Consider the following 24,496-nt stretch of genomic DNA (forward strand, 5'->3'; position numbering starts at 1 on the left):
GCTCACGCCCGCTTGACGTAGTCGCGCAGGTGGACGGCGGTGAGGGAGCCGCCGGTGTCCACGAGGTCGGCGGGGGTGCCGGTGAACACCACCTGACCGCCGTCATGACCCGCCCCCGGACCCATGTCGATGATCCAGTCCGCATGGGCCATCACGGCCTGGTGGTGCTCGATGACGACGACCGTGTTGCCCGCGTCGACCAGGCGGTCGAGCAGCGCGAGCAGCTGGTCCACATCGGCGAGATGCAGTCCGGTGGTCGGCTCGTCCAGGACGTACGTCGTGCCGCTCCGCGCCATGTGGATGGCCAGCTTCAGCCGCTGGCGCTCACCCCCGGAGAGCGTGGTGAGCGGCTGGCCGAGCCCCAGATAGCCCAGCCCCACCGCGGCCAGCCGGTCCAGGATCAGCCGGGCCTGACCGCCGGTGAAGAACTCCCGCGCCTCGGCCACCGACATGCCCAGGACATCGCTGATGTTCCGCCCGCGCAACCGGTACGTCAGCACCTCGGGCCGGAACCGCTTCCCCTCGCAGTCCTCGCACACCGAGGCCACCTCGGCCATCATCGCGAGATCGGTGTAGATCAGCCCGATGCCCTTGCACCGGGGGCAGGCACCCTCGGAATTGGCGCTGAACAGACCCGGTTTGACGTGGTTGGCCTTGGCGAACGCCGCCCGGATCGGATCGAGGAGCCCCGTATACGTGGCCGGGTTGCTGCGGCGGGAGCCGCGGATCGCCGACTGGTCGGCGACGATCACCTCCTCCCGCCCGGACAGCGACCCATGGATCAGGGAGCTCTTGCCCGATCCGGCGACACCGGTGACGACGGTGAGCACACCGAGCGGGATGTCGACGCTCACATCCCGCAGATTGTGCAGCCGCGCGCCCCTGACCGGCAGTTGCCCACTGGGCTGTCGCACCGTCTCCCGCAGCCGCACCCGGTGGTCCAGATGGCGCCCGGTCAGGGTGTCCGAGGCGCGCAGCCCGGCCAGATCGCCCTGGTAGCAGATCCGCCCGCCCGCCACTCCCGCGCCGGGCCCCAGATCCACCACATGGTCCGCGATTCGGATGGTCTCCGGTTTGTGCTCCACGACCAGCACCGTGTTGCCCTTGTCCCGCAGCTGGAGCAGCAGACGGTTCATGCGCTCGATGTCATGCGGATGCAGGCCCACCGTGGGCTCGTCGAAGACATAGGTGACATCGGTCAGACTGGAGCCCAGATGCCGGACCATCCGCACCCGCTGGGCCTCGCCACCGGAGAGGGTGCCGGACTCCCGGTCCAGGCTCAGATAGCCCAGGCCGATCTCGACCAGTGAGTCGAGAAGCCCCCGCAGGCTCTCCAGCACCGGTCCGACGGAATCGCACCGGATCCCGCGCATGAACTCCGCCAGATCGCTGATCTGCAGGGCCGAGCACTCCGTGATGGAGCGGCCGTCGATCCGGCAGGACCGGACGGCCTCGCACAGCCGGGCGCCCTCACACTCGGCGCACTCGGTCAGGGCCATGGCCCGGTCCGCGAACGCGCGCATCCGCGGCTGCATCGTCTCCCGGTCCTTCGCGAGGTACAACCGGCGGACCTTGGTCACCAGCCCCTCGTAGGTGAGGTTGTTCTTCCCCACCTTGATCTTGGTGGCCGGTTTGTGGAGGAAGTCCTCCCACTGGGCGGGGGAGTAGTCCCGGAGCCTGATATCGGGGTCGAAAAGGCCGGAGGCCGCCATAACCTGCCAGTGCCAGCTGTCCACCTCGAATCCGGGGACGGTGATCGCCCCCTCCTTCAACGACTTCTCCCTGTCGATGAGTTGGGCGATGTCGATGTCGGTGACCCTGCCGAGCCCCTCGCACCGCGGACACATGCCCTCGGCCGTGTTGAAGCTGAAGGCGAGGGGAGGGCCGACATAAGGGCTGCCGATCCGGCTGAACAGGATCCGCAGCAGGGTGTGGGCATCGGTGGCCGTGCCCACCGTGGAACGGGAGTTGGAGCCCATCGGCTCCTGGTCCACGATGATCGCCGCGCTCAGATTCCGCAGCGAGTCGACATCCGGACGGCCGAGCGTCGGCATGAAGTTCTGGACGAACGCCGTATAGGTCTCATTGATCAGCCGCCTCGACTCCGCGGCGATGGTGTCGAAGACGAGCGAGGACTTACCGGAGCCGGAGACGCCGGTGAAGACCGTAAGGCTTCGCTTGGGAATGTCCACACTCACGCCCCGGAGATTGTTCTCCCTGGCGCCACGGACCTTGATTTCGCTGACATCCATGCCTTCAAGTGTTTCATTGAAGCAGCGGTTGAGACTTTTCGCGGATTTCCACCCGACACACGCTGGATACGGTGCGACAGAGCTGCGCTAACCTTCAACTCGCCCGTGAACCCTTGCCGGGAAGGTGGCGAACCGTGAGCCCTACGGACGCCGCGCTGCGCCCCGTCGATCCGGCCCGGATGGCGGGCGTCTCCACCCGGCAGATCCGCAACTACGCCGACGCGGGCGTCCTGCCCCCGGCCGCCCGCACCCCCGCCGGCTACCGCAGGTTCGAGGACCGGCACCGCAGAGCCCTGGTGACCTACCGGGCCCTGATGCCGGGATACGGCACGGAGACCGCCCGCGCGGTCATGCGGGCCGTCCACGCCGAGGACATCGCCCCGCGTCCTCGAGGGCCTGCGCCGCACCGGCAGCAGCGAGGCTCTGCGCGCGGTCATCGCCCGACGTCAGGAGGGGCTCGCCCAGCGCGCCGCGGCCATGCTCGAGGGCTCCTGCCGACTGCACCACTACCTCACGGAAAATCGGTCGTCCGAGGACCGATGAGTTCTCGGCGCGGGAGCGGTCGATAGGGGTAAACGCTCCCCAGCGCAGGAGGAACCGATGGCCACCGACGGATTCACCACATGCCTGTGGTTCGACGGCAACGCCGAAGAGGCGGCGCAGCACTACATCTCGATCTTCAAGAACTCCAGGCTCGGACGGATCGCGCACTACACCGGGGTCGAGCCCGGCGGCGCGGAGGGATCCGTGATGACCGTCGAGTTCGAGGCCAACGGACAGAAGTTCGTGGGGCTCAACGGCGGGCCACAGTTCACCTTCAGCGAGGCCATCTCCTTCCAGGTGCACTGCGCGGACCAGGACGAGGTGGACTACTACTGGAGCACGCTCTCCGAGGGCGGCGAGGAGGGCCCCTGCGGCTGGGTGAAGGACAAGTTCGGGGTGTCCTGGCAGGTCGTCCCCACCGCGCTCCTCGACATGGTGAGCGGCTCGGACCCGCAGAAGGCCAAGCGGGCCACCGACGCGATGATGAAGATGGGCAAGCTCGACATCGCCGCGCTCCAGACGGCGTACGACGGCGCGTAGCCGGCCCTGGGGGCGGGCCCGTACGGCATGCGGTCAGGCTGCCGTACGGGCCCGTCCCGCGGTCGTACGGACCCGGCCCGCGAGCGCGCCCCTAGTAGGACTCCGTTAACTCGCTCCTCCGTTGTCGACCTGCCCCTCTTGTTCGAAGCACTCTTGAGCCACATGCCGGTAGCGCTCGAGGCCCTGATGGTGGGTGACGTCCACCTCGTCCTACTGGTGGCCGTGGGTGAGGTCCGCGGGGTCGGTGTTGGCGCCGCAGAGGAGCACGGCGACCTTCTCCCCGGGCCGCGGGCGGTACCCGCCGGACGTGAGGGCCGAAAGCGCCGTCGCCGCCGCGTGCTCGACCGCGATCCTGCGGTCGTCCCACAGGGCCTGCCGCGCGGCGACGATCGCCTCGTCGGACACCAGGACGGACCGCACCCCGTCCTTGCGGGCCCACTCCAGCGCGTCCGAGGACACATGGCGCGCCCCCAGCGAGTCCGCCGCGACCGAGTCCACCGGGACATCGACCACGGCGCCGGCCTCCAGCGCGGCGTTCAGGGCCCGGCACCCGTACGGCTCCACGGCGACGACCCCCACCCCGTGCTCCAGGGCGGACACCGCGACACCGGTGAACAGCCCGCCGCCCCCGACCGCCACCACCACGGTGTCCAGGTCGGGCCGGGCCTGGAGGATCTGCTCCATCACGGTGCCCGCCCCGGCGGCGATCAGCGGGTGGTCGTACGCGTGCGAGAGCAGCGCACCGCTCTCGGCGGCGTGCTTCTGCGCGGCCTCCCGCGCGTCGTCGTACTGGGTGCCGATCTGATGGACCTCGGCGCCGAGCCGGCGCAGCCGGTCCACCTTCACCGGGGGCGCGGTCTCGGGCACGAACACCGTGGCGGGCACGGAGTGCCGCGCCGCCGCCCACGCACACGCGAGCCCGGCGTTTCCGCCGGAGGCGATGGTGACACCCGTGTCCGGCAGGGTGCCCGCCTCCTGGTGGGCCCTGACGAAATTGAACGCGCCGCGCGCCTTGAAGGTGCCCGTGTGCTGCAGGAACTCCAGGGCCAGCCAACCCTCGGCCGCACCCCATGCCCCCTGCTCCACCGGAGCGAGCGCCACCGGCCGGATATGTCCCGCGACCCGCTGGGCCGCGGCTCGTACGTCCTCGATGGAAAGAGTCACTGAAACACTGTAACAACCACTGGTACGCTCGGACCATGCCAAGCAGCCGGGACCGAGCCGATCAGCCCACCCTCGAGGCCATCGCCGAGGCCGCTGTGTCCGTCGTCGACGACGAGGGGCCCGAGGCACTGAGCTTCCGCAGGGTGGCGCAGCTGCTGGGCGTCTCCCATGCCACGGTCTTCCGCCGCTGCGGCGACTTCGACGGTCTGGTGAACGCGTGCGCGGACCGGCTGGCCGCGCGCATGCCGCTGGTGGGGCAGGACCTCGACTGGGCCGCCGCCACCGAGGCCCGCTTCTCCGCGTTCTACGAGGTGTTGATCGAGCATCCCGGGCTGGTGGCGCTGCGGTCGGGGCGCGCCTGGTGGGGCCCGCATCTGCTGAGCCGTCTCGTGGAGCCGCAGCTGGCGCACAGCATCGCCGCCGGAATGGCGCCTGAGACGGCGATCCGGGTCTACCGGCGGCTGTATCTGCTCACCCTCGGCGCCGTCGCCTTCGTCGACCACCGCGACGCGAAGAGGGTGCGCACCGCCGCGCGCACGGCGCTCGCCGCCCTGGACCCCGAGGAATTCCCGGCCCTCACCGGGAACCTCGGCGTCGTCGTGCCCGCGCTGACCGACCACGAGGTCTACCGCGGCGCGCTGCGGCAGCTGATCGACGCCTCCGCGGCGGCCTGCCCCGGACGGTGACCAACGCCCGCGGGGCGGGCCCCGACAGGGCCCGCCCCGCTTCGCGCCGCGGCGTGGTTACAGCGTCTGCTGCACCCGCTCCGCCACCAGCTTGATGAAGCGCGACGGATCGCTCAGCTCACCGCCCTCGGCGAGCAGTGCCATGCTGTAGAGCAGCTCGGCCGTCTCCGCGAGACCGCTGTCGTCCTTGCGCTCACCATGGGCCTTGCGCAACCCGGTGACCAGCGGATGGGTGGGATTCAGCTCCAGAATGCGCTTGATCTGGGGCAGGTTCTGACCCATGGAGCGATAGATGTTCTCCAGGGCCGGAGTGACATCGAAGGTGTCACCCACGATGCAGGCCGGTGAGGTGGTCAGCCGTGTGGACAGCCGCACCTCCTTGACCTGCTCGCTCAGCGCCGTCGTCATCCAGGAGAGCAGCTCGGCGAAGTCCTTCTGCCGCTGCTCCCGCTCGGCCTCCGCCTCCTCGTCCTTCTCGTCCTGGGAGTCGAGGTCGACCTGCCCCTTGGCGATGGAACGCAGCTGCTTGCCCTCGAACTCCGGCACGGCGTCGACCCACAGCTCGTCGATGGGGTCGGTGAGGAGGAGCACCTCGAAGCCCTTGTCCCGGAACGCCTCCATATGGGGCGAGCTCTCCACGATCGAGCGGGACTCGCCCGTCATGTAGTAGATGTGCTCCTGCCCGTCCTTCATGCGCTCGGTGTAACCGCGCAGCGTGGTCGGCTGCTCGGCGTCCTGCGTCGAGGCGAACGAACACACCTCGAGGATCGCCTCACGGTTCTCCAGGTCACTGAGGAGACCTTCCTTGAGAACGCGGCCGAATTGCGTCCAGAAGGTCCCGTAACGCTCCGCGTCGGAGGACATGATGTCCTTCACCGTCGAGAGCACCTTCTTCACCAGGCGACGCCGCATCAGCTGAATCTGGCGGTCCTGCTGAAGGGTTTCCCGCGAGACGTTCAGCGAGAGATCCGCGGCGTCCACCACGCCCTTGACGAAGCGGAGATATTCCGGCATCAGCGCTTCGCAGTCGTCCATGATGAAGACGCGCTTGACATAGAGCTGCACACCCCGCTTGCGGTCCTGCATATACAGGTCCTGCGGTGCGCGGGCCGGAATGAAGAGCAGCGACTGGTATTCGAAGGTGCCCTCCGCCTGCATGCGGATGGTCTCGAGCGGATCGACCCAGTCATGGCTGATGTGCTTGTAGAACTCGTGGTATTCCTCGTCGGTGACCTCGTCCTTGGGACGGGCCCACAGCGCCTTCATCGAGTTGACGGTCTCGAGCTCGGGCGCCTTCTCCTCGCCCTGCTCGGCCTCGTCCGTCTCGTCCGTCGTGACCGGGGCCTGGGCGGGGGCCATCCGGATGGGCCAGGTGATGAAATCCGAGTGCTGCTTGATGATTTCCCGGATCTTCCAGGGCGAGGCGTAGTCGTAGAGATGGTCCTCGGTGTCCTCCGGCTTGAGCTTCAGCGTGACGGAGGTTCCCTGGGGCGCGTCGTCGGCCGGTTCGAGGGTGTAGGTGCCCTCACCGCTGGAAACCCAGCGGGTGCCCTGGCTCTCCCCGGCGTGACGGGTCAGCAGGGTCACCTCGTCGGCCACCATGAAGCTGGAGTAGAAACCCACCCCGAACTGCCCGATGAGGTCCGCGGAAGCGGCCGCGTCCTTCGACTCCCGCAGCTCCTTGAGGAATGTGGCGGTGCCGGAGTTCGCGATCGTGCCGATGAGCTCCACGACTCCGTCGTGCGACATGCCGATGCCATTGTCGCGAACGGTCAGCGTGCGGGACTCCTTGTCGACCTCGATGGCGATATGGAGATCAGAGGTGTCCGCCTGAAGGTTTTGGTCACGGAGCGATTCGAGGCGCAGTCTGTCCAGCGCGTCGGAAGCGTTGGAGATGAGCTCGCGCAGGAAGACGTCCTTGTTCGAGTAGATCGAATGGATCATCAACTGCAGAAGCTGCCGCGCCTCGACCTGAAACTCGAAAGTCTCGACCCCTGTAGTCAACTGTTTCCCCTCATGTGATAAGTGTCGACGCCATCAAGCACCGTGCGTCATCGGCAGCTTATCGAAGGTGAGGGGTGCCGAGCGGCCTTCCGGGTAGATGACGGACGGCCGCTCGTGGGACACGGATACGGTGCCCGGGCGCGGGGCCGGAGTGCGTCAGCCGCCGCCGTGCACCCTGCTCCAGTCCAGGGCCTCGGCGGCCTCCCGCTGGATGACCTCGGCCGCTTCCCGGGCCTCGGCGGGGACGTCGCCGTGCTCCGCCACGAGGCTGTCGTAGATCGGCACGAAGTCGGGCTTGTCGGTCGCGGTCATGTGGCGCACTTCCTTGGCTACGGATTCCGGGTCAGCCCCCGGCTACCCGATCTATCAAACGGTCATGCTTTGGCGTAGATCACACAGGGGTTCCCGGTGATCCACAGGGGCCCGGCGCGGTGCGAGGCGCCGGGCCCCGTCGCAGGTCAGTGCCCGGCGGGCGCCGGCTCCAGGACGAAGACCGGGATCTGGCGGTCGGTCTTCTTCTGGTAATCCGCATAGTCCGGGTACGCCTCGACCGCGCGCTCCCACCACAGGGCCTTCTCCTCCCCCGTGACCTCGCGCGCGGTCATGTCCTGCCGCACCGGGCCGTCCTGCAGCTCGACCCGAGGGTCGCCCAGGACGTTGAAGTACCAGACCGGATGTTTGGGGGAGCCGCCCAGCGAGGCGACGACGGCGTAGGTGCCGTTGTGCTCCACCCGCATCAGCGGGGTCTTGCGGATCTTCCCGCTCTTCGCGCCCCGCGTGGTCAGGAGGACCACGGGCATGCCCCGCATGGTCGTTCCCTCGGTGCCACCGGAGCTCTCGAAGAGCTCGACCTGATCCCGTACGAACTTCTCCGGGCTCGGCTCGTACTCACCCTGCAACGGCATGATGTCCGTCCCCTTGCTGCGTTGTCCCTGATGCGAAGACTCGCCTGACGTCTCCCCGTGCTCATCCTCAACACGGGGAGTGCGCGAGATCATCCCGACAACGCGAGGAGTACGCGAGATCATCCCGACGGGCTCGGGCCGTCGGGGCGGCGACGGGGAAGACGTCCGTTACGCCGCCATGCGGCGCTGGTCGGGGGAGGGAGTGGGGGTGGAGGCAGAGCTGGGGGTTTCCTTGTCACCGTTCCGCTCCGCCGCGCGCTTCGACTCATCGGACTGACGTCCACGAGCAGGGAAGGTCAGGTCCGGTACATCGACGACCGGCGGCAGATCGGGAGTGAGCATTGGCTGCTCATTTCTGTTCATGGGCAGCGGGTACCCAGGCGCGGCAGGCTCACCCTGCGATACCGGTCACAGTCGGACATGGCGGTCAGATCGGCGGTTCACACCTGGGTGCGGTTCATGCCCGGGTGCGGTTCACGCCCGCGTGAGGGCAGGCCGTGGAGACGTCGGCGATCTGCGACGCGTCCACGGCCTGCCCTCGGTGCCGTCGGTTCAGCCCACGCGTTCGATGCGCGCGTTACGGATCAGGAATTTGCCCGGCTCGCGAACCTGTTCGAAGGCGGCGTTGTTGAGCAGGGCGCAGCTGCCCGAGGTCGAGGCGACGGAGACCGTGGTCGACTTGTCGTTGTCCAGATTGGTCACCTTGAGTTTGGTGCCGACCGGGAATTGATTGCTGGAGGCGGCCGGGGCCCCGCCCTCACCGGACAGGGTGACGGTCGACCCCGCGCAGACGACCTCGCCGGAGGCGCCGGAATCACCGGCGCCGGAGTCCGAGGGGGCGGCCGAGGCGGGAGCCGAGGCCGAGGCGCCGCCGTCGGACGGGGCCGCCGCCTCCCCCTGGCCGGCCGTCTCGTCGACGGCGCACCCCGACGCCTGCTGCTTTCGCTTGATCTCCTCGATGACGGCCTGGCGATTGGCTATCCGCGCCTCCGACTGTGCGTCCGGGTTGGCCTGCTGGTCCGCGATGAACTTCTGGTTGTTGGCCAGCGCCTGGTCCAGCCCGGTGCAGGCCGTGGAGGACTGCGCCGCGTTGTCGGTGCTGGCGTTGCTGGTGGCCGCCAGGACCCCGGCGCCGGTGCCCGCCAGCGCCAGCGCACCGACCATCAGGCCGAGCTTCTTCTTGCCGCTGAGTGTCCTTCTGCGTGTCATTTCGACTCCTTTTCGAGCTGCCCGTCATCCCATACGGGCGGATGCCGGAGTCGTCTCATGACCGGCGGAAACTTTTTTGACGAATGTGATTGAGGGTTAAACGGTGCTGAGGCGTTCCGGGCCTCACCTTAAAAGGGCCTTAAGGCTTCATGAAGCCTTAAGGCCCTTTCGGGCATAAGTCGATTTCCTCAGCCCAGCCGCTGGTGCAGGAAGTCCAGCGTGCTCCGCCAGGCCGACGCGGCGGATTCCGCGTGATAGGACGGCCGCTCGTCATTGAAGAAGGCGTGACCGGCGGGGTGGACCCGGAAATCCGGGTCCACCCCCGACTGCTCCCGGATGGCCAGGCTCAGCCGCTCCAGACCGTCCAGCGGCACAGCGTTGTCGTTCTCCCCGATATGGCCCAGGATGTCGGCCCGCAGCCCCGAGAAGTCCGGCAGGTCGCCCTGAATGACACCGTAGAAGGGCACCGCCGCGCCGACCCGGGCATCGGTGGCGGCCAGATACAGCACGAAGCCGCCGCCCATGCAGAACCCGACCGCCCCTACGGTGGCGGAGGTGACCTCGGGCCGGCCGAGGAGATGGCCGACCGCCCCGGAGAGCAGCTCGACGCCGCGCTCCACCGGCAGATCCGCCATCATCCGGTGCGCCTCTTCGGCGTCATGGGCGACGCTGCCCCCGTACAGATCGGGCGCCAGCGCGACGAAGCCCTCGCGGGCCAGCCGGTCGGTGACCTCGGCGATGTGGTGGTCCAGGCCCCACCACTCCTGAATGACGATCACTCCGGGCCCCTGCCCGGAGGGCGGCAGCGCCAGATAGCCGTGGGCGGTGGTGTCCGCGCTGGGGAAGGTGACGTTTTGACGGGCGGGGGAGCCGGTCGGCTTCGGGGCCTCGGGCATGGGGGTATCGCTCCTGTCGTACCGATCGTCGCTGGCCCCACCCATCGTAGGGACGGCCCGGCCACCAAGGCGCGGCTCGCGCCGGTGCCGAGCGCGCTCCGGGGCAATACGCCCGGCCGTGGCGGCGATGGCCGCCACGGCCGTCCCCCCTCGGGCGGTCGGTCTCAGTAGGAGTAGATCGACGTCGCCTTGATCCGGTGGTCGGTGCCCCATGTGGTGCAGAGGGTGGTCCCACCGGAGCTGGTGTAGGCGGTTCCGTTGGCCTTGATGTTCCAGCCGGGGTAGGCGATGAAGCCGCCACCCTGCTTGTACAGGCCGCCGTTGCCGCCCATGGTGTAGCCGGGGAGGTAGTACGGGGTGCCGCTCGAGGTCACCAGATACACACAGCCGTCGCGATGCTCGTACGTGCCGTAGTACGTCGCGGTGGGCGCGGCGTTCGCGTGGCCCGCGGTGGTGAGCACCGCCCCCAGGGAGAGCATGCCCCCGGCCGCGGCGAGGGAGAGCCGGCGCAGTTTGCCTGTCATCACATTGCCTCCGTTACGAATGAGCGAGGTCGACGGAGACGAATGTGCCAGCGCCCGGGGGCGGATGGTGGTGCTGAGCGCTGTCCCGGACAGCCTCACGGCCGTGGCCTGGGCGTCTGTGTTCTGTCCGGGACAGCGCGGGTGCGTGACCGGTCGATCCGGCCGCGGGTCAGGAGCCGGCGTCGGGGGAGGAGGTGGCCGATGCGCGGATGTCGTGTCCGTCCGAGGTCAGACAGCGGCCCGTGGACAGGTCGTAGCGCCAGCCGTGCAGGGTGCAGGTGAGCACCTCGCCCTCGATCTTCCCGAACCGGCCGAGGTCGGCACGTAGATGGGGGCAGCGCCGCTGCACCCGCCAGCCGTCCAGCTCGATGTCCTGGCCGTCGTCCTGGCATGAGTCGTAGTAGTTCTCCACGTACTCGATGCGCTCCATGGACAGGCACTTGAAGAACACGTACAGGAACTCGTTGTAGGGCCCGATCCGGCTGGCGGTGAACCGCATCGACAGCAGCAGGCTGTTGGACCAGTCCACCTCCCGCCGCTCGATGTTGGTGGCCACCAGATCGGCCGAGGTGGACAGCGTGTAGCGGCAGCGCTCACCGTCCCAGAGACGGACCTCCCGCGCCGGGAAGTCGATCACGATCGGCACCTCGCCCACGTCCAGCCGCGCCGGGCCGCCGACGCCCGCGCAGATCCGGTCGGCCCGGGTCAACAGCGGTTCCCACCACTGCTTCAGCTCGGCCAGCAGCCGCTCGCGCGCCAGCGCCGGGGCCCGCGAGGCGCGCTCGGCGGCGAGCACGGGCTGTTGCCGCCGGGCGAAGTCCCGCAGATACGCGCGCTTCTCGCCGAAGATGTGCTCGATCTCCGACTCGGTGTAGCGGTGGGTGAGCTTGCACGCGGTGTCCTCCGGCTCGGCCACCGTCCCCGGCAGCAGCAGACGCGCCCTCACCCCCGGGCGCGCCCGGCCCAGCTGGCGCAGGAACTCCAGCTGGTCCACGAAGATGCTTGTCCCGTCCCGGCCGGTGCCGTTGTGCTCGAAGAGCTCGTCGTCGAGAAAGCACGGCGGGCCCGCGTTGGGGAACACATGCTTGGCCTCCACCGCGTCGATATAGCGCAGCGCCCGGTCGAACTGCCCCTGCCGCTTGCGCGCGGCAAACTCCTTCTTGGCGGAGTCCGGCAGTTGGTACACCATCGGATACCAGATCGCCCCGGAGAACTGGACGAAGTACGCGTCCACCTCGCCGAACTCCCGGATCGCCGCGATGTCCAGCGGATGGGCGTCGTTCTGGTTGAGCAGCACCGTATCGCCGTCGTCCAGCGAGAGCGCCGAGTCCCCGATGGGGCCGTCCCCGGGGCCGGTCAGCGCGGTGATCATGATGCGCAGGCCGTCGCGCTCGACCGGTGTGCCCGGGCGGGTGTGGAGGAAGTTCGTGAAGCCGAGCGCTCTCAGCTCGCGTTCCAGCTCATCGGTGGCGAAGGCCGGAAGCAGCACGGTGATGTCCTTGCGCACGTTCCGGCGCAGATTCTCCGCGTCGAAGTGGTCGCGGTGCAGATGGGAGACATACAGATAGTCCGCCGCGCGCCCGTAGTGCGCCCAGTCCAGATCGGTGTTGTCCGGGAACGGAAACCACGAGCCGAAGAAGGCGGGATTCACCCATGGATCGCAGAGCACCGACCCCGCCGCGGTCTCGATGAACAGCCCAGCATGCCCAAGTCCGGTCACGCGCATACCACAGCACCCCAACCCGGTCGGTGATGTCCGATATCTCCACCGTGTGGGGCTTTATGGTGATACGCATCCGCGGCTGCGCTTGCCGGGTGGCGGGATCCGCCACCCGGGTCACGCGGGTGTGCTCAGGGCCGTTCCGCCGTGGCCAGACCGGTGGCGCCCGTGGCCGTCACCTGGTCCGCCGCCGTGGGGCGCGGCGCGAGCAGCCGCTCGGCCAGATGCCCGAAGACCAGGCCGAACGACGCCCACAGAGTGCACTGGACCGTCAGGGCGGCCAGCCGGAACTGCCACAGCACCGTCGCCGGGAACCCCTCGGGCACCTCGTTGAACGACGGCAGGAAGGCGTACGCCAGACCCACCGCCACGATGAAGGCGACCGAAGCGGCCACCGTGGCGTTCCAGTTGCCCAGCCTCGGCGCGAGCCGCTTGCCGAGGATGACCGCGCCCACGGACAGCAGCACACTGAGCACCACCATCAGGAAGTACAGCGTGGTGCGCTGGTCGAGGGTGCTCGGATCGCCGACGGCCGGCGGGTTGGCGGGGTATTTGAAGAACGGCACCAGATAGCCGGCCACCAGCGCGCCGAGCGACACCAGCGCGGCGGTGGCGCGCGGCCCGAACCGGCCGATGCGGCCGAGGGCCACACACACCGCGAGAGCCGCGATGCCGCCGAAGGCGACACCGTAGACCAGGACGCCGGTGCTCAGCCCCGCGGTGGACTGCATGGTGCGGCTGACGAGTTCGGCGCCGCCGTGCTCATGGCTGTGCGCTTCCTCGAACGCGATGGCCGAGTCCACGCGTGGCTCGCCGAGCAGATAGGCCACGGCAAGCGCCGGCAGCGCGGCGGCGAGGCCCGCGAGCATGCCCCGGACGAGCAACGCCCGGACGGATATGGAGTTCATGAACGTGTCGATTCCCCTGGGAACGAGACCTGCGGCGGAAAGCGGAGGTCGAAGGTCAGTGGCAGGGGAAGCCGAGCAGATGGCGTCCGTCGTGGACCCATTCGTGCACGCCCTCGCCGGAGACGACGGCGGTGGCGCCCTGCTCGGCGCCGATGAAATACAGGAGGATCAGCATGAGGATGCCGAAGAAGAGCGCCCACGGGGCGATGGCCTTCAGCGAGATGGGGGTGATCTCCGGCACCGGCTGAGCGCTGGGTGCGGGAATGGCGGACTGTGCCATGGCGGAACCTCCAGGGGAACACGCGTCCCGGTCGTTGGTACTCATGCGACGGCGCTGGGTCTGACTCGCCCGGCGGGCGGCCCGCGTACGGGTGCTCCGCCGGACACACAGTGGCGCGACCGTGCCGGAATCTCACCGGGCTTCCGTCACGCCGTCGTCTTGTCATGAGACCGTAGCGCGCGACGGTCGTCCGCCGCTACGGCGCGGATGCCGGAATGTGCGCTTCTACGTGGGCGAATGGTGCGGATGAGGAGGTTGGGTGGTGCGGATCACGTTGGTCGCGCCCGCCGTCAACGCGGCGCTGCGGCAGGTGCGGTTCGACGACGCACCGCCGGACCCGGCCGGGATGCGCCGGGCCGCGGCGGCGGCCGCGGCGCTGCCCCACCACGACACGCCGTTCACCGCGCCCTCCGCGCGCTGCCGCGGTACCGCCCAGGCCCTGGGGCTCGACGCCGCCGTGGCGCCTGAGCTGGGCGATCTCGACGTGGGCCGCTGGCGGGGCCGTTCGCTGGACGAGGTGGGGCAGGAGGCGCCGGAGGAGGTCGCCGCGTGGCTGTCCGATCCGGCCGCGGCGCCGCATGGCGGCGAGTCGCTGCTGGAGCTGGTGGAGCGGATCGGGGCCTGGCTGGAGGCGCACCGGGAGAGCCCGGCACCGGGCGTACCGCCCGCCCCCGCCCACGAGGAGCGGCTGCTCGCCGTCGTGGAACCGGCCGTGGTCCGGGCCGCGCTCGTCCACGCCCTCGGCCTTCCCGCGCCCGCGTTCTGGCGGCTGGACGTCGCCCCGCTGACCGCGACGGAGCTCAGCGGCCGTGCGGGCCGGTGGAATCTGCGCTGCGGACACCCGCTGGCGGGGAGCGTGCCGTAACGCGCTCTGACGGGGCGCCTGCCGTAACGGGGCGCCCGCGCCAACGGGGAGCGCGCCGTGGTGGGACCCACTCCGTAGTGGGACCCGCCCCGTGATGGGGCTGTGCCGTAACGAAATGATCTCTCCGATGGCGCTGCTCCACCGGATGCGCTGTCGTGGCCTGATGGCATCCCCCACCACCAGGCTCCGCCCCGTCACCACCACCGTCTGCGCCGCCGCGCTGGCGCTGCTCACCGCATGCGGCGGTGGCGGTGGAGACGATGCGAAGAAGGGCGGCGACGGGGCCGGGAAGAGCACGGCCTCACCCGTCGTCACGCCCACCGCGACCGCTCCCGTCACCCGGGGCAAGGGCAGCGCGCTGCCGGACGACCTCAACGGCGACGGCCGCCCCGAGCTCAGAATCCCGCTCGCCTCCGGCCAGGAACTCGGCAGCCTGCGCCGTATCGCCTATGTGTACGGCGCGGCGAAGGGCGTCGACCCCGCCGTCCGCACCGTGCTCGGCCGTGCGGACCTCGGCCTGCCCACCGGCGCCGGATGGCAGGAGCGCAACGCGGGCGAGATGCACTCCGCGACCACCGCGGACCTCGACGGCGACGGCTTCGCCGATGTGATCGCCACCGCCACCAAGGAGCGCGATCCGGCCGGCACCGAGCGCGTTCACATCACCACCCAGACGCTCCCCTACATCACCTGGGGCGGCCCCGAGGGGCCGCGCCGGGGAGCCCCCGCCACGCCGGTGCGACTGGCCGACGCCGACGACGGCCTGGAGATCCCGCGGCCCCTGACGGCGGGTGACTTCAACGGGGACGGACACCACGATCTGGCCGCCGTGCGTCAGAGCGGCAAGGACTTCCACGTGATGTACGGCCCGTTCGGCCGCGACGGCAGGGCCGCCCGCACCGAGACGTACGCCAATCCGCTCGGGCCCAGCGGCCAGATCGCGGAGCTGTACGCCGACGCCATCGACGGCGATCGGCCCACCGACCTGGTGGTGCACGCACAGGGCGACGACGACCAGATGGAGTCCGCGCTCCTCACGGCGGGCCCGGACGGCCTCGCCACCACCGGCCGCACCCTCCGCAAGGGCAACGCGATCGCCTTCGGCGACTTCGACGGCGACGAGCAGCGGGATGTCGCGGTCGCCGACACCGGCAGCCGCAACGACGAACCGGGCTATGAGACCGAACCCGCGGACGTCAGCCAGTCGGTGAGCGTGTACACCAAGCGCGCGGCCGGATCGACCCCTTCGCCGATCAAGATCCCCGCCCTGGGCGGAGATGTCCTCGCCGCGGCCGACACCGACGGAGACGGCACCGACGAACTGGCCGTCTCGCTGCGCACCGGCGGCACCGAACTGCTGACGATCCGCCCGGACGCCCCCGGCGAGATCGCCCACCGCCGCACCCTCGACCGCACCGTCCCGGCCCGCGTGGACGGCCGCGAGGTGCCGAAGAAGCAGCGCGCCGTCAGGCTCTTCGGCGCCGGGGACTTCGACCACGACGGCAAGGACGAGGTCGTGCTGGCCTGGGGACCCGACTCGCTCTTCGCGCTCTACGGGGAGAAGCCGCAACGGTTCTGGGTGACCGACGGTACCCGTGACAAGGTGGTGTTCACGAGCGCGCCGTACGAGAGGGGCGCCTCCTGAGCCGCGGTGCGCCACCGCACGCGTGTCCGTGTGCGCGCGACCCTCTTCGCCGGGACCGGCCGACGCCTTACTGTGGGCGTCAGTCGGCTGGTGAGGGGGTGGCGGATGGGGACGACCGGGGGAACCTCCGGCGACGATCGGCACGAGCACGGCTCCGAGCGGGGTTCGCCGCACGGGAGCGTGCTCGGCGGCCGGTACGAGCTGCGCGGGCGCCTGGGCGCGGGCGGTACGAGCCTGGTCTGGGACGCCTACGACGTGGCGCGCGGTCGCCCCGTCGTCGTCAAGGAGCTGCGACCGGGCGGCGATCCGGACCCGCAGGCGTACCGGCGGTGGCGCGAACGGCTGCGCCGTGAGGTCCGCGTCCTCACCACGGCGGTGAATCAGCATCTGGCCACCGTCTATGACCTGGGCGAGCGGGACGGCCGGGTCTGGATCGTCATGGAGCGCCTCGACCCGCGTTCGCTGGCGGACCGGATGGGCGAGTGGGACGGACGGCCGCACGCGCCGGAGATAGCCCGGATCGGCCTGGAGGTACTGCGCGGGTTACGGGCCCTGTACGCGGCGGGGGTGGCCCACCGGGACGTCAAACCGCGCAACATTCTCTTCCGCCCGGACGGCCCCGCGGTGCTCGTGGACCATCTCGGCCTGACCTTCGTGGACGAGGACACGGTGGTCGGAACGCCCGCCTACATGGCGCCCGAGCGCTTCACGCCCTCGCCCTGTCCGGCGGCCGCGGAAGCGATGCTCGAGGCCGATCTGTGGTCACTGGGCGTGACCCTGTACGAGGCCGTCGAAGGCGTCGTGCCGTTCCAGGGGGAGAGCGTGGGCGAGCTGATGAGCGCGGTGCTCAACGACCCGCCGCGGCCCATGAGATACGCGGGTCCGCTGCGGCCGCTGATCGAGGGTCTGCTGGTCAAGGACCCGGAACGGCGGCTGACGGCCGAGCAGGCCGAGGCGCTGCTGCGCACCGTGGCCCGGGAAGAGCCGTCCTGGCCCGACCCGCCGGCCCGGGCAAGGGCCGCCCCGGCCTCCGTGGGGGCGATGCGGTCGGCCCCCGGGCGAGTGCTGTGAGCGTCGGAGCCCTCGTCTCGATCGTCGTCGTGCTGGGGATCTTCCTCGCCCTGTCGGGGGCGATGGCCCTGCCCTCGCTGCGCTCCGGCTCCCTGGACGACGTTCCCGGATGGGTCGGGCTCGGGTGCCTGGGCCTGCTGTGGCTGACGCTCGCGGCGCGCGGCTTCGCGTCGGCCAGACAGCGGGACCGCCGGGCCCGGTGGCTCGACGCCCTGCGCCCGGATGCCGCGGAGGCGGCCGCCCACCGGCCCGCCGGGCCCTGGCAGGCGCTGCGCGAGGGATATCTGGCGTCCCTGGCGATCCCTCAGCCCCCGGTGCGGCGGGCGCGACGTCCGGTGGAGCGAGAGATGGAGCGGGACCTGGCCGACTTCCTCACCGCCCTCGGTCCGCCTCCGCCACGGTCCGCGGCCGCGGATCCCCCATCCCGTCCCGACCGTCCGGGGGAGGCGCCGTGACCGAGAACGTGAGTGAGAACCCCGCCCCGGGCAGCCCCCCGGAGACGGCGGTGCCCTGGGGGACCGGCTGCCGGTGGAACAGGCCAAGGAGTGGGAGGCGGTCAGGCCCGGCACGGTGGAGTGGATGCTCACCGAGCTCCAGCGGGAACGCGAGCACCGCCGCCGCATGGACTGGGTCCACACGGGACTGCAGGCATTCGGCTCGCTGCTCGGCGCGGGTACGGTCGTGGCGTACATCTGGGTGGCCACGTACTTCCTCGCCCATGACGCCGCCACACAAGGCGCGGCCATCCTCGGCGGTGGCACGGCCGCCCTGGTCGGGGGGTTCCTCGGCAAGCGCTACGGCGACCGGCGCTGATCCCCGTCTCCCGCGGGCCGCGGCAAGCCGTGGCCGCCGTTCCGTCCGGGGAGTGAGCAGGACGCCGCTTCCTTACGTATGAGGGGCAGGGCCTTCGCCGTCCTGGGCCCCGGCCGGATCGACGTAAGGAGACAGGGTGGTGAAGCACATGCGGCGAGGAGTGCGCCGGGTCGTGCGGTTCGCGGCTGTCGGGGCACTGGTCTGTGGCGGGGTGATGGTCTCCCAGGCCGTGCCGGGCGGATCGGCCCACGGGACGACCGGAAGCGACGGTTCGAGAGCCCTGACCGCGCGCCAGACCGACGATGTCGGCGGACGGCTGGTGTCCGCGCTCGGCACCTCCCGTACGGCGGGCAACTGGATCGGCGCCGACGGCCGTCCGGTGGTCGCGGTGACGGACGACACGGCGGCGGGCGAGGTCAGCCGGGCCGGGGCCACCGCCAAACGGGTGCGGTACAGCATGGAAGAACTGGACTCCGCGACCGAGAAGCTACGCTCGGCGCCCCGGGTGGCGGGCACCGCGTGGCTGGTGGACCCCAAGTCCAACCAGGTCGTGCTGGTCGGCGACAGCACCGTCTCCACCGCCCGCTGGTCGAAGATGAAGGACCTCGCCGCGCAGGTGGGGGACGAGGTGCGCACACAGCGGACGACGGACTCCTTCACCACCCGAACCGCCGGCGCCTCCCCGATGTTCACCAACGGCAGCCGCTGCTCGGCCGGTTTCAACGTCACCAACGGCCAGACCGGTTTCATCCTGACGGCGGGGCACTGCGGTCCCCCCGGCACCCCCTGGTTCACCGACGGCACCGGCCGCACCCGGATCGGCACCACGGTCCGGACCAGCTTCCCCGGCAATGACTTCTCGCTGGTGCGGTACGACAACACCTCGCTGGACCAGCGCAGTGTGCTGGGCGTCGGTGGCGGCCAGGAGGTGCGGGTCACCGGCGTGGCCGACCCCGTCGTGGGCCAGGAGGTGTTCCGCAGCGGCAGCACCACCGGGCTGCGCTCGGGCAAGGTGACCGGGCTCAACGCGACGGTCAACTACCCCGAGGGCACGGTCACCGGGCTGGTCCAGGCCACCGTGTGCGCCGAGCCCGGTGACAGCGGCGGCCCGCTCTTCGCCCAGGGCGTGGCGCTCGGCGTCACCTCCGGCGGCAGCGGCGACTGCACCAAGGGCGGAGTGACCTTCTTCCAGCCCGTGACCGAGGCGCTGAGCGCGCTCGGGGTGAGCATCCCGGGCGCCAAGGCCCAGAGCGCCAACCCGTCCATCGCGTCCGGCGGCCAGACGGGCGCCGCGCCCGGCACCTCGGGGATCGACGACGGCGTCTCCACGCTCGACGACGTCGTGGCCTATGCCCAGAGCCTGGGCCCCGGCCTGGTGGTCATCGTGGTGGGGTTCGCCGGTCTGCTGTCCACGCTGGCCATCCGGCCCCGGAGCCGCCGCTACCGTCGCTATCCCGCCGGCTGGGGATGAGCCGGTGCGGTGGCGTCCCGCGGCGGCAGCGCGCACACCGCGATGCCCCGTTCCAGGAGGCTGCCCAGGATGAGGAGGCCACCGAGCACACACGCGCTCGTGGCCATCCGGTACGGGGCCCGGTGCCGCACCAGATGGCGGACGACCCGGCTGTCGGGCCCGATCGCCAGGGCCCGCACGGTGGGCCGCGGGCTGGGCCGGAACCTGCTGACGACGGGCACCGCCGCCCTCCTGAGCGGGGCGGGCGCGCGGTGCAGCAGATCCACGGCGGGCTGCCGCGGCGCGGCGAGGGCCACCCAGAGGACGCCGTCGGGGCCACGCGTGAGATTGTCCGGGAAGCCCGGCAGATCGCGGATGAGAAGGTCCCGTGTCCCCGCCCGGCGGCCGGTCAGCCACAGCCGGCTGATCCGGTAGGCGCCGCTCTCGGCCACGGCGACATACGACTCGTCGGCGGCGAGCGCGACCCCGTTGGCGAACCGGAGCCCGTCCAGCACCACCTCCGGCCGGCCGCCCGGCCGCAGCCGGAGCAGCTGCCCGGTGGCGGTGTTCTCGACGATGTCGCCGAGCCAGTTCTCCAGGCCGTGGCGGCGGCTGGACACGGTGAAGTAGACCGTGCCGTCCGCCGCGGTGGCGACATTGCTGCAGAACCGCAGCGGCTTCCCGGCCACCGTGTCGGCGACCACCCGTACGGACCCGTCGTCCGGCCCGACCCGCAGCAGTCCGCGCCGCGCGTCGCACACCAGCAGGTCGCCGTCGGGGCAGGGGACCAGGCCCAGTGGCCGGCCGCCGGTGTGCGCGAGCACCTCGGAGCGGATGAGCTCCTGGTCGGGGGATATCGTCAGCCGCCGGATGGCCCCGTCCGCGGTCCCGGTCAGGATCCGGCCGTCCGCGTCGACGGCGACATGTTCGGGCCCGTGCGCCTCCGGCGCCAGCACCCGCGGATACGGCAGCGGTTCGGCAGCCACGCCCGTCCGGATACGGGATCGTATGCGCGGCATCGGCTCACACCGCCTTACGGGCCCGGGCGGCCCTGAGGCACCGCGTCATCTCCTCGGCGTAGGGCAGCGCCACGAAGGCGCCGATGCCGAGGCCGATGGCCGCCAGATAGCGGGCGGGCAGCGGGTTGTCCTTGGGCAGCAGCTTCCAGTCCTCGGGCCGGTCCCCGCCGCGCAGCGCGGCACGGACCTGGTCCCAGTGCAGACAGGAGGTGAACGCCATCGCCGACAGCGGCAGGACCTCCAGAAAGCTGTGGATGTGCTGTTCCACCGGGCGCACCTCGCGTTCCCCGGTGGCCAGGCTGACATCCCACAGCGCGGTGGCGCCGTGGGCGACGGCCGCTCCTCCCATCACCGACAGCACCAGCGGATTGACCCGGGCCAGCAGCCCCATCGCGACGGGGATGCCCGCCTCCGTCATCATCAGGGCGTGGATCGCCGACTCCTTGGTGCCCGAGGTCTCCTCGATCCTGGTCCGCCGGTGCATGATCCAGTCCGCCACCGCCGGGACGAACCACAGCGGCATCACCCCGTACATCAGGAACCGCCGGTTGGCGTCCTCGACGTCCACGGCGTTTGGCGGCACCTTTAGATCGCGTGGCCGCCGCCACCGCCGCCACGCACGGGTCACCGGCATACGGGAAAGGGTCATCTCGCCTCCAGCACGACGTCGGAGAGATCGGGTGCCCTCTTGGTATCGCGGACAAACGACCGCGCGAGGCTTCCACCCGTCCGGCGTGGCGCCGTTGGACTCCGTCACTCACTCAGCCGCTCACCCGGCCATCATCGGGCCTCGAAGGCGACGATGCGCTGGGCGCCGTCGGCCGCGCCCGGATGACGGCTGGTGAGGTCCAGCCGGAGCCGGGAGGTGCGGACCGGGTCGAAGGTGATGACGGTCGGGGTGCCGGAGGCGGTGGCCCAGTCGACGGATGCCCCGCGCACCGGGACGTAAGCGTGGCCGTTCCATGCGGAGACCTCGATCGAGGCGGGCAGGGTGTGTGTGGCGTCGACGGTGAAGGACACCTCGACGCGGCGCAGCCGCCGCCTCCCGCTCCAGGTCACCGAGACCCAGTCGGCCTTCCGGGCACCGTCGAAGGCGGGCAGCAGCGCGGTTGCGGGCTTGTGGAAGGCGTTGGACCAGCCGGTGGCCGGATCGCCGTCCAGCATGGCCGCGGGCAGGGTCGTCGGCGCGCCCGAATAGCTCGCGTCGGCGTGTGGATCGTCCGGGGCGCCGGGCCCGGGGCCGGGTGCGAAGGGCGCCGGGCGGGCGACCTGTTCCGATGTCCCGCCGGTGGCGCGGACGGTGGTGGTCGCGGTGCGCAGCCCCGCCGAGCGGGCCGTGATGGTCAGCGGCCCGGCCTTGGTGCCGGAGCGGACGATGGCCAGGGCCTTGCCGTGGAAGGCGGTGCGGGTGCTCGCCTGGTAGCGCTCGGCGCTCTCCTGGCGGCCGTTGTCGACCCCGGCCAGGGAGCCTCCGGTGACCTTGAAGGCGATCAGATGGTCCGCGCCGGGCACCACCACACCGTGGGCGTCCACGACTTCGGCGGTCACGAAGCACAGCGAGCGGCCGTCGGCGTCGACGCTCTCGCGGTCGGGGGTGAGCCGTACGGTGTGCGGGCGTCCCGCCGTGCGCAGCACATCGGTGGCCACGACCCGGCCGCCGCGCCGGGCCACGGCCTTCAGCTCACCCGGTGCGAACGGCACCTTCCAGGTGAGGTGGAGCTTTCCGGCGCTGCCGCCCGGACTGGTGTAGCTGCCGGGGTAGGGGCCGGAGGTGACGGTCTTGTCGTCGCCGGTGGGCTCGGTGGTCTCCAGGTAGGCGCGGCCGTCGGTGGTCTTCTTGGCGTCGAACTCGCGGACCCCCAGCGACCGGCCGCCCAGGAACAGCTCCACCGTGCCGACGTTGGAGTAGGCCCACACCTCCACCGTCTCGCCCGGCCGGTGGCCGGTCCAGTCCATGGGGACCAGATGGACCATCGGTTCGCTGGTCCACTGGCTCTTGAAGAGGTAGTACATGTCCTTGGGGAAGCCCGCGGTGTCCACCGCGCCGAAGAACGACGCCTTCACCGGGAACACGTCGTACGGCGTGGGCTCGCCGATGTAGTCGATGCCCGACCACAGGAACTGCCCGGCGAAGAACCTCCGGTCCCGGTCCTTCTTCAGCCCGTACTCGCCGCTCATCGTCCAGGAGGCGAGGTTGTTGTCGTAACTGGAGGTCTCGCGCCTGCCGGGGGTGTGGTTCTCGCCCGTGTTGAGGTGCTCGGGCTCCTGATAGGCCCCGCGGGTGGAGGTCTCCGACGAGGACTCGGACTCGAAGAGGAACAGCCGCGGATAGCGGGCGTGCAGGGCGTCCACCGAGGCGGCGGTGTTGTAGTTGAGGCCGAGCCCGTCCAGCTTGGCGAGCATCAGATCGGCGGGGGAGCCCTCGGCGGGCAGACCACGGTACTTGTCCGAGCCGATCACGACGGGTCTGGTGTCATCGGCCGCGCGGACGGCGTCGATGAGCCGCTGGGCCATGCCCAGCCCCGCGGCGCTGGTGGAGTCGGGGATCTCGTTGCCGATGGACCACATCACGACGGCGGGGGAGTTGCGGGCGGCGCGCACCATCTCGGTGATGTCCGCCTCGCAGTGCTCGTCGAAGAAGCGCCCGTAGTCGTAGGTGTTCTTGCCGGTGCGCCAGCAGTCGAAGGCCTCCACCAGCATCACGATGCCGAGCCGCTCGCAGACCTCGATCAGCTCCGGTGAGGGCGGATTGTGCGAGGTGCGCAGGGCGTTGACGCCCATGCTCTTCATGATGGTCAGCTGACGCAGCACGGCGTCGGTGTTGACGGCGGCGCCGAGCGCGCCCAGGTCATGGTGGAGATCGACGCCCCGGAGCTTGGCGTACTCGCCGTTCAGCGAGAATCCGCGGTCGGGGTCGAGGGTGACGTGGCGGAGCCCGAAGGGGGTGCGGTACCGGTCCGTGGTGTCCTGGCCGACCCGCAGTTCGGTCTCCAGGACATAGCGCTCCGGGGCGTCGAACGACCACAGCCGCGGCCGGTCGATCCTGAGCTCCTGGGTGGTGGTGCGGGTCTCACCCGCACCGACGGTGACGGTGGAGTGCGCCTGGACCACCGTGTGCCCGTCGGGGTCCTTGACGGTGGAGACCACGGTCACCGGCTTCCGGCCGTCCGACGCGTTGACGACGAGGGTCCGTGCCCGCACCGTGGCGTGTCCGGCGCGCGGGGCGGTGGCCAGGCCGGGGGTGGTGATCTGAGTGCCCCACCGGGCCACATGGACCGGGTCGGTGACGACGAGCCGGGCGTGGCGGTAGATGCCGCTGCCCGAGTACCAGCGGCTGCTGGGAAGCCGGTTGCGCACCTTGACCGCGAGGACGTTGGGGGTGGTGCCGTCGGTGTGGGCCACCTCGGTGAGGTCGAGGGCGAAGCCGGTGTATCCGTAGGGGTGTTCACCGAGGAGCCGTCCGTTGCAGTACACGGACGAGTCCATGTAGACGCCGTCGAATTCGACGGAGATCCGCTTGCCCTCGAGGGTGTGCGGCAGGGTGAAGGTGGTGCGGTACCAGCCGAGCCCGCCGGGCAGGAATCCGGTGCCGCCGCTGGTGCCGTGGTCGGTGGTGGGGGAGAGCTCGATGCTCCAGTCGTGCGGAACGGCGACCTCGCGCCAGGCCGAATCGTCGTACGCCGGGTCATGGGCGGTCTCGTACGCGCCGGTCGGGTCGGTGATCCCGCCGGGGTTGACGAGGGCGAAGCGCCAGCCGTCCGTGAGCGGGATCGTCCGTCCCCCCAGGGCGCGGGACGCGGTGGCGCCCTGAGCGGGATTGGCCGTGACAAGTGCCCCGGCCATCGGGGCGGCGGTGCCTGCGATCAATATCGATCTGCGCGTGACCGCCATCGCGATCCCCTTCTCTTCGATTGTGTGGTGGAGAAGGGCACGTGACCGACCACAACAGCCCCTCACGCAACAGATTTTGACAGTTTCAAACAGGGAACTGTCAAGGGTCCC

The 24,496-nt window shown here is 70.5% G+C and carries 23 protein-coding genes and 1 pseudogene; 9 read left to right on the forward strand and 15 right to left on the reverse strand.

Annotated features, from left to right (window positions below; genetic code table 11):
* Positions 1 to 2 precede the first annotated feature (2 nt).
* Positions 3 to 2,252, reverse strand: a complete 2,250-nt coding sequence (locus BLV72_RS44500; protein WP_093469616.1) for an ATP-binding cassette domain-containing protein — start codon at positions 2,250 to 2,252, stop codon at positions 3 to 5.
* 179 nt (positions 2,253 to 2,431) lie between these two features.
* Between BLV72_RS44500 and BLV72_RS50830 the strand changes: the two are divergent.
* Together BLV72_RS50830 and BLV72_RS44510 are read left to right on the forward strand one after the other, a co-directional pair.
* Positions 2,432 to 2,632 (forward strand): annotated as a pseudogene (locus tag BLV72_RS50830) (MerR family DNA-binding transcriptional regulator); the annotation flags it as partial.
* A gap of 220 nt (positions 2,633 to 2,852) precedes the next feature.
* Positions 2,853 to 3,335, forward strand: a complete 483-nt coding sequence (locus tag BLV72_RS44510; protein ID WP_093469618.1) for a VOC family protein — start codon at positions 2,853 to 2,855, stop codon at positions 3,333 to 3,335.
* A gap of 210 nt (positions 3,336 to 3,545) precedes the next feature.
* Here BLV72_RS44510 and BLV72_RS44515 read toward each other — a convergent pair whose 3' ends face one another.
* Complete coding sequence (locus BLV72_RS44515) at positions 3,546 to 4,499, reverse strand: threonine/serine dehydratase (RefSeq protein WP_093469619.1); 954 nt, start codon at positions 4,497 to 4,499, stop codon at positions 3,546 to 3,548.
* Positions 4,500 to 4,534: 35 nt separating this feature from the next.
* Here BLV72_RS44515 and BLV72_RS44520 point away from each other — a divergent pair, with 35 nt between their 5' ends.
* A complete protein-coding gene (locus tag BLV72_RS44520) occupies positions 4,535 to 5,185 on the forward strand; it encodes a TetR/AcrR family transcriptional regulator (protein ID WP_093469621.1) in 651 nt (216 codons plus the stop codon).
* A gap of 57 nt (positions 5,186 to 5,242) precedes the next feature.
* Here BLV72_RS44520 and htpG read toward each other — a convergent pair whose 3' ends face one another.
* From htpG to BLV72_RS44560, 10 genes are all read right to left on the reverse strand, one after another.
* Positions 5,243 to 7,189, reverse strand: coding sequence for a molecular chaperone HtpG (gene htpG / locus BLV72_RS44525; RefSeq protein WP_093469622.1), 1,947 nt, complete (start codon positions 7,187 to 7,189; stop codon positions 5,243 to 5,245).
* A 156-nt stretch (positions 7,190 to 7,345) separates the two neighbouring features.
* Positions 7,346 to 7,501: a hypothetical protein gene (locus BLV72_RS48545; RefSeq protein WP_167746535.1), complete on the reverse strand. Its 156-nt coding sequence runs from the start codon at positions 7,499 to 7,501 to the stop codon at positions 7,346 to 7,348.
* A gap of 146 nt (positions 7,502 to 7,647) precedes the next feature.
* Entirely contained in the window at positions 7,648 to 8,094 is a 447-nt protein-coding gene (locus BLV72_RS44530; protein ID WP_093469624.1) for a nitroreductase family deazaflavin-dependent oxidoreductase, read from the reverse strand.
* Positions 8,095 to 8,262: 168 nt separating this feature from the next.
* Entirely contained in the window at positions 8,263 to 8,436 is a 174-nt protein-coding gene (locus BLV72_RS48550; protein WP_167746536.1) for a hypothetical protein, read from the reverse strand.
* A 210-nt stretch (positions 8,437 to 8,646) separates the two neighbouring features.
* On the reverse strand, positions 8,647 to 9,303 hold the full coding sequence (locus tag BLV72_RS44535) for an RlpA-like double-psi beta-barrel domain-containing protein (protein WP_093469625.1): 657 nt from the start codon (positions 9,301 to 9,303) through the stop codon (positions 8,647 to 8,649).
* A gap of 188 nt (positions 9,304 to 9,491) precedes the next feature.
* Positions 9,492 to 10,199: a dienelactone hydrolase family protein gene (locus tag BLV72_RS44540; RefSeq protein ID WP_093469627.1), complete on the reverse strand. Its 708-nt coding sequence runs from the start codon at positions 10,197 to 10,199 to the stop codon at positions 9,492 to 9,494.
* Positions 10,200 to 10,363: 164 nt separating this feature from the next.
* Positions 10,364 to 10,723 carry a hypothetical protein gene (locus BLV72_RS44545; RefSeq protein ID WP_174893923.1) on the reverse strand — a complete coding sequence of 120 codons (360 nt, stop codon included), beginning with the start codon at positions 10,721 to 10,723 and terminating at the stop codon, positions 10,364 to 10,366.
* 169 nt (positions 10,724 to 10,892) lie between these two features.
* Positions 10,893 to 12,449, reverse strand: a complete 1,557-nt coding sequence (locus BLV72_RS44550) for a Rieske 2Fe-2S domain-containing protein (protein ID WP_093469628.1) — start codon at positions 12,447 to 12,449, stop codon at positions 10,893 to 10,895.
* A 125-nt stretch (positions 12,450 to 12,574) separates the two neighbouring features.
* Positions 12,575 to 13,351 carry a CbtA family protein gene (locus tag BLV72_RS44555; RefSeq protein WP_093469630.1) on the reverse strand — a complete coding sequence of 259 codons (777 nt, stop codon included), beginning with the start codon at positions 13,349 to 13,351 and terminating at the stop codon, positions 12,575 to 12,577.
* Between the two features lie 55 nt (positions 13,352 to 13,406).
* On the reverse strand, positions 13,407 to 13,631 hold the full coding sequence (locus BLV72_RS44560; RefSeq protein WP_093469631.1) for a CbtB domain-containing protein: 225 nt from the start codon (positions 13,629 to 13,631) through the stop codon (positions 13,407 to 13,409).
* 259 nt (positions 13,632 to 13,890) lie between these two features.
* On the opposite strand from BLV72_RS44560, the gene BLV72_RS44565 reads away from it, so the two are divergent.
* From BLV72_RS44565 to BLV72_RS44590, 6 genes are all read left to right on the forward strand, one after another.
* Positions 13,891 to 14,496 carry a histidine phosphatase family protein gene (locus BLV72_RS44565; protein ID WP_093469633.1) on the forward strand — a complete coding sequence of 202 codons (606 nt, stop codon included), beginning with the start codon at positions 13,891 to 13,893 and terminating at the stop codon, positions 14,494 to 14,496.
* A gap of 163 nt (positions 14,497 to 14,659) precedes the next feature.
* Complete coding sequence (locus BLV72_RS44570) at positions 14,660 to 16,141, forward strand: VCBS repeat-containing protein (protein ID WP_244321319.1); 1,482 nt, start codon at positions 14,660 to 14,662, stop codon at positions 16,139 to 16,141.
* A 105-nt stretch (positions 16,142 to 16,246) separates the two neighbouring features.
* A complete protein-coding gene (locus BLV72_RS44575) occupies positions 16,247 to 17,212 on the forward strand; it encodes a serine/threonine-protein kinase (protein ID WP_093469636.1) in 966 nt (321 codons plus the stop codon).
* Positions 17,209 to 17,667, forward strand: a complete 459-nt coding sequence (locus BLV72_RS44580) for a hypothetical protein (RefSeq protein ID WP_093469638.1) — start codon at positions 17,209 to 17,211, stop codon at positions 17,665 to 17,667. Before BLV72_RS44575 ends, BLV72_RS44580 begins: the two co-directional genes overlap by 4 nt.
* Before the next feature lie 73 nt (positions 17,668 to 17,740).
* Positions 17,741 to 18,025 (forward strand): hypothetical protein, encoded by a 285-nt coding sequence (locus tag BLV72_RS44585; protein ID WP_093469639.1) that lies wholly within the window; start codon positions 17,741 to 17,743, stop codon positions 18,023 to 18,025.
* Positions 18,026 to 18,164: 139 nt separating this feature from the next.
* On the forward strand, positions 18,165 to 19,496 hold the full coding sequence (locus BLV72_RS44590) for a S1 family peptidase (protein WP_425288571.1): 1,332 nt from the start codon (positions 18,165 to 18,167) through the stop codon (positions 19,494 to 19,496).
* Here BLV72_RS44590 and BLV72_RS44595 read toward each other — a convergent pair.
* The 3 genes from BLV72_RS44595 to BLV72_RS44605 all read right to left on the reverse strand — a co-directional run bounded on the left by BLV72_RS44595 (position 19,475) and on the right by BLV72_RS44605 (position 24,385).
* Complete coding sequence (locus tag BLV72_RS44595) at positions 19,475 to 20,494, reverse strand: SMP-30/gluconolactonase/LRE family protein (RefSeq protein WP_093469642.1); 1,020 nt, start codon at positions 20,492 to 20,494, stop codon at positions 19,475 to 19,477. The two genes, BLV72_RS44590 and BLV72_RS44595, sit on opposite strands and share 22 nt — an antisense overlap.
* A 4-nt stretch (positions 20,495 to 20,498) precedes the next feature.
* Positions 20,499 to 21,143, reverse strand: coding sequence for a diguanylate cyclase (locus BLV72_RS44600; protein ID WP_208905942.1), 645 nt, complete (start codon positions 21,141 to 21,143; stop codon positions 20,499 to 20,501).
* 131 nt (positions 21,144 to 21,274) lie between these two features.
* Positions 21,275 to 24,385 carry a glycoside hydrolase family 2 TIM barrel-domain containing protein gene (locus BLV72_RS44605; protein WP_093469645.1) on the reverse strand — a complete coding sequence of 1,037 codons (3,111 nt, stop codon included), beginning with the start codon at positions 24,383 to 24,385 and terminating at the stop codon, positions 21,275 to 21,277.
* Between the last annotated feature and the right edge of the window lie 111 nt (positions 24,386 to 24,496).

Source organism: Streptomyces melanosporofaciens (assembly GCF_900105695.1).
In the GTDB taxonomy this organism is placed as follows: Bacteria; Actinomycetota; Actinomycetes; order Streptomycetales; family Streptomycetaceae; genus Streptomyces; species Streptomyces antimycoticus.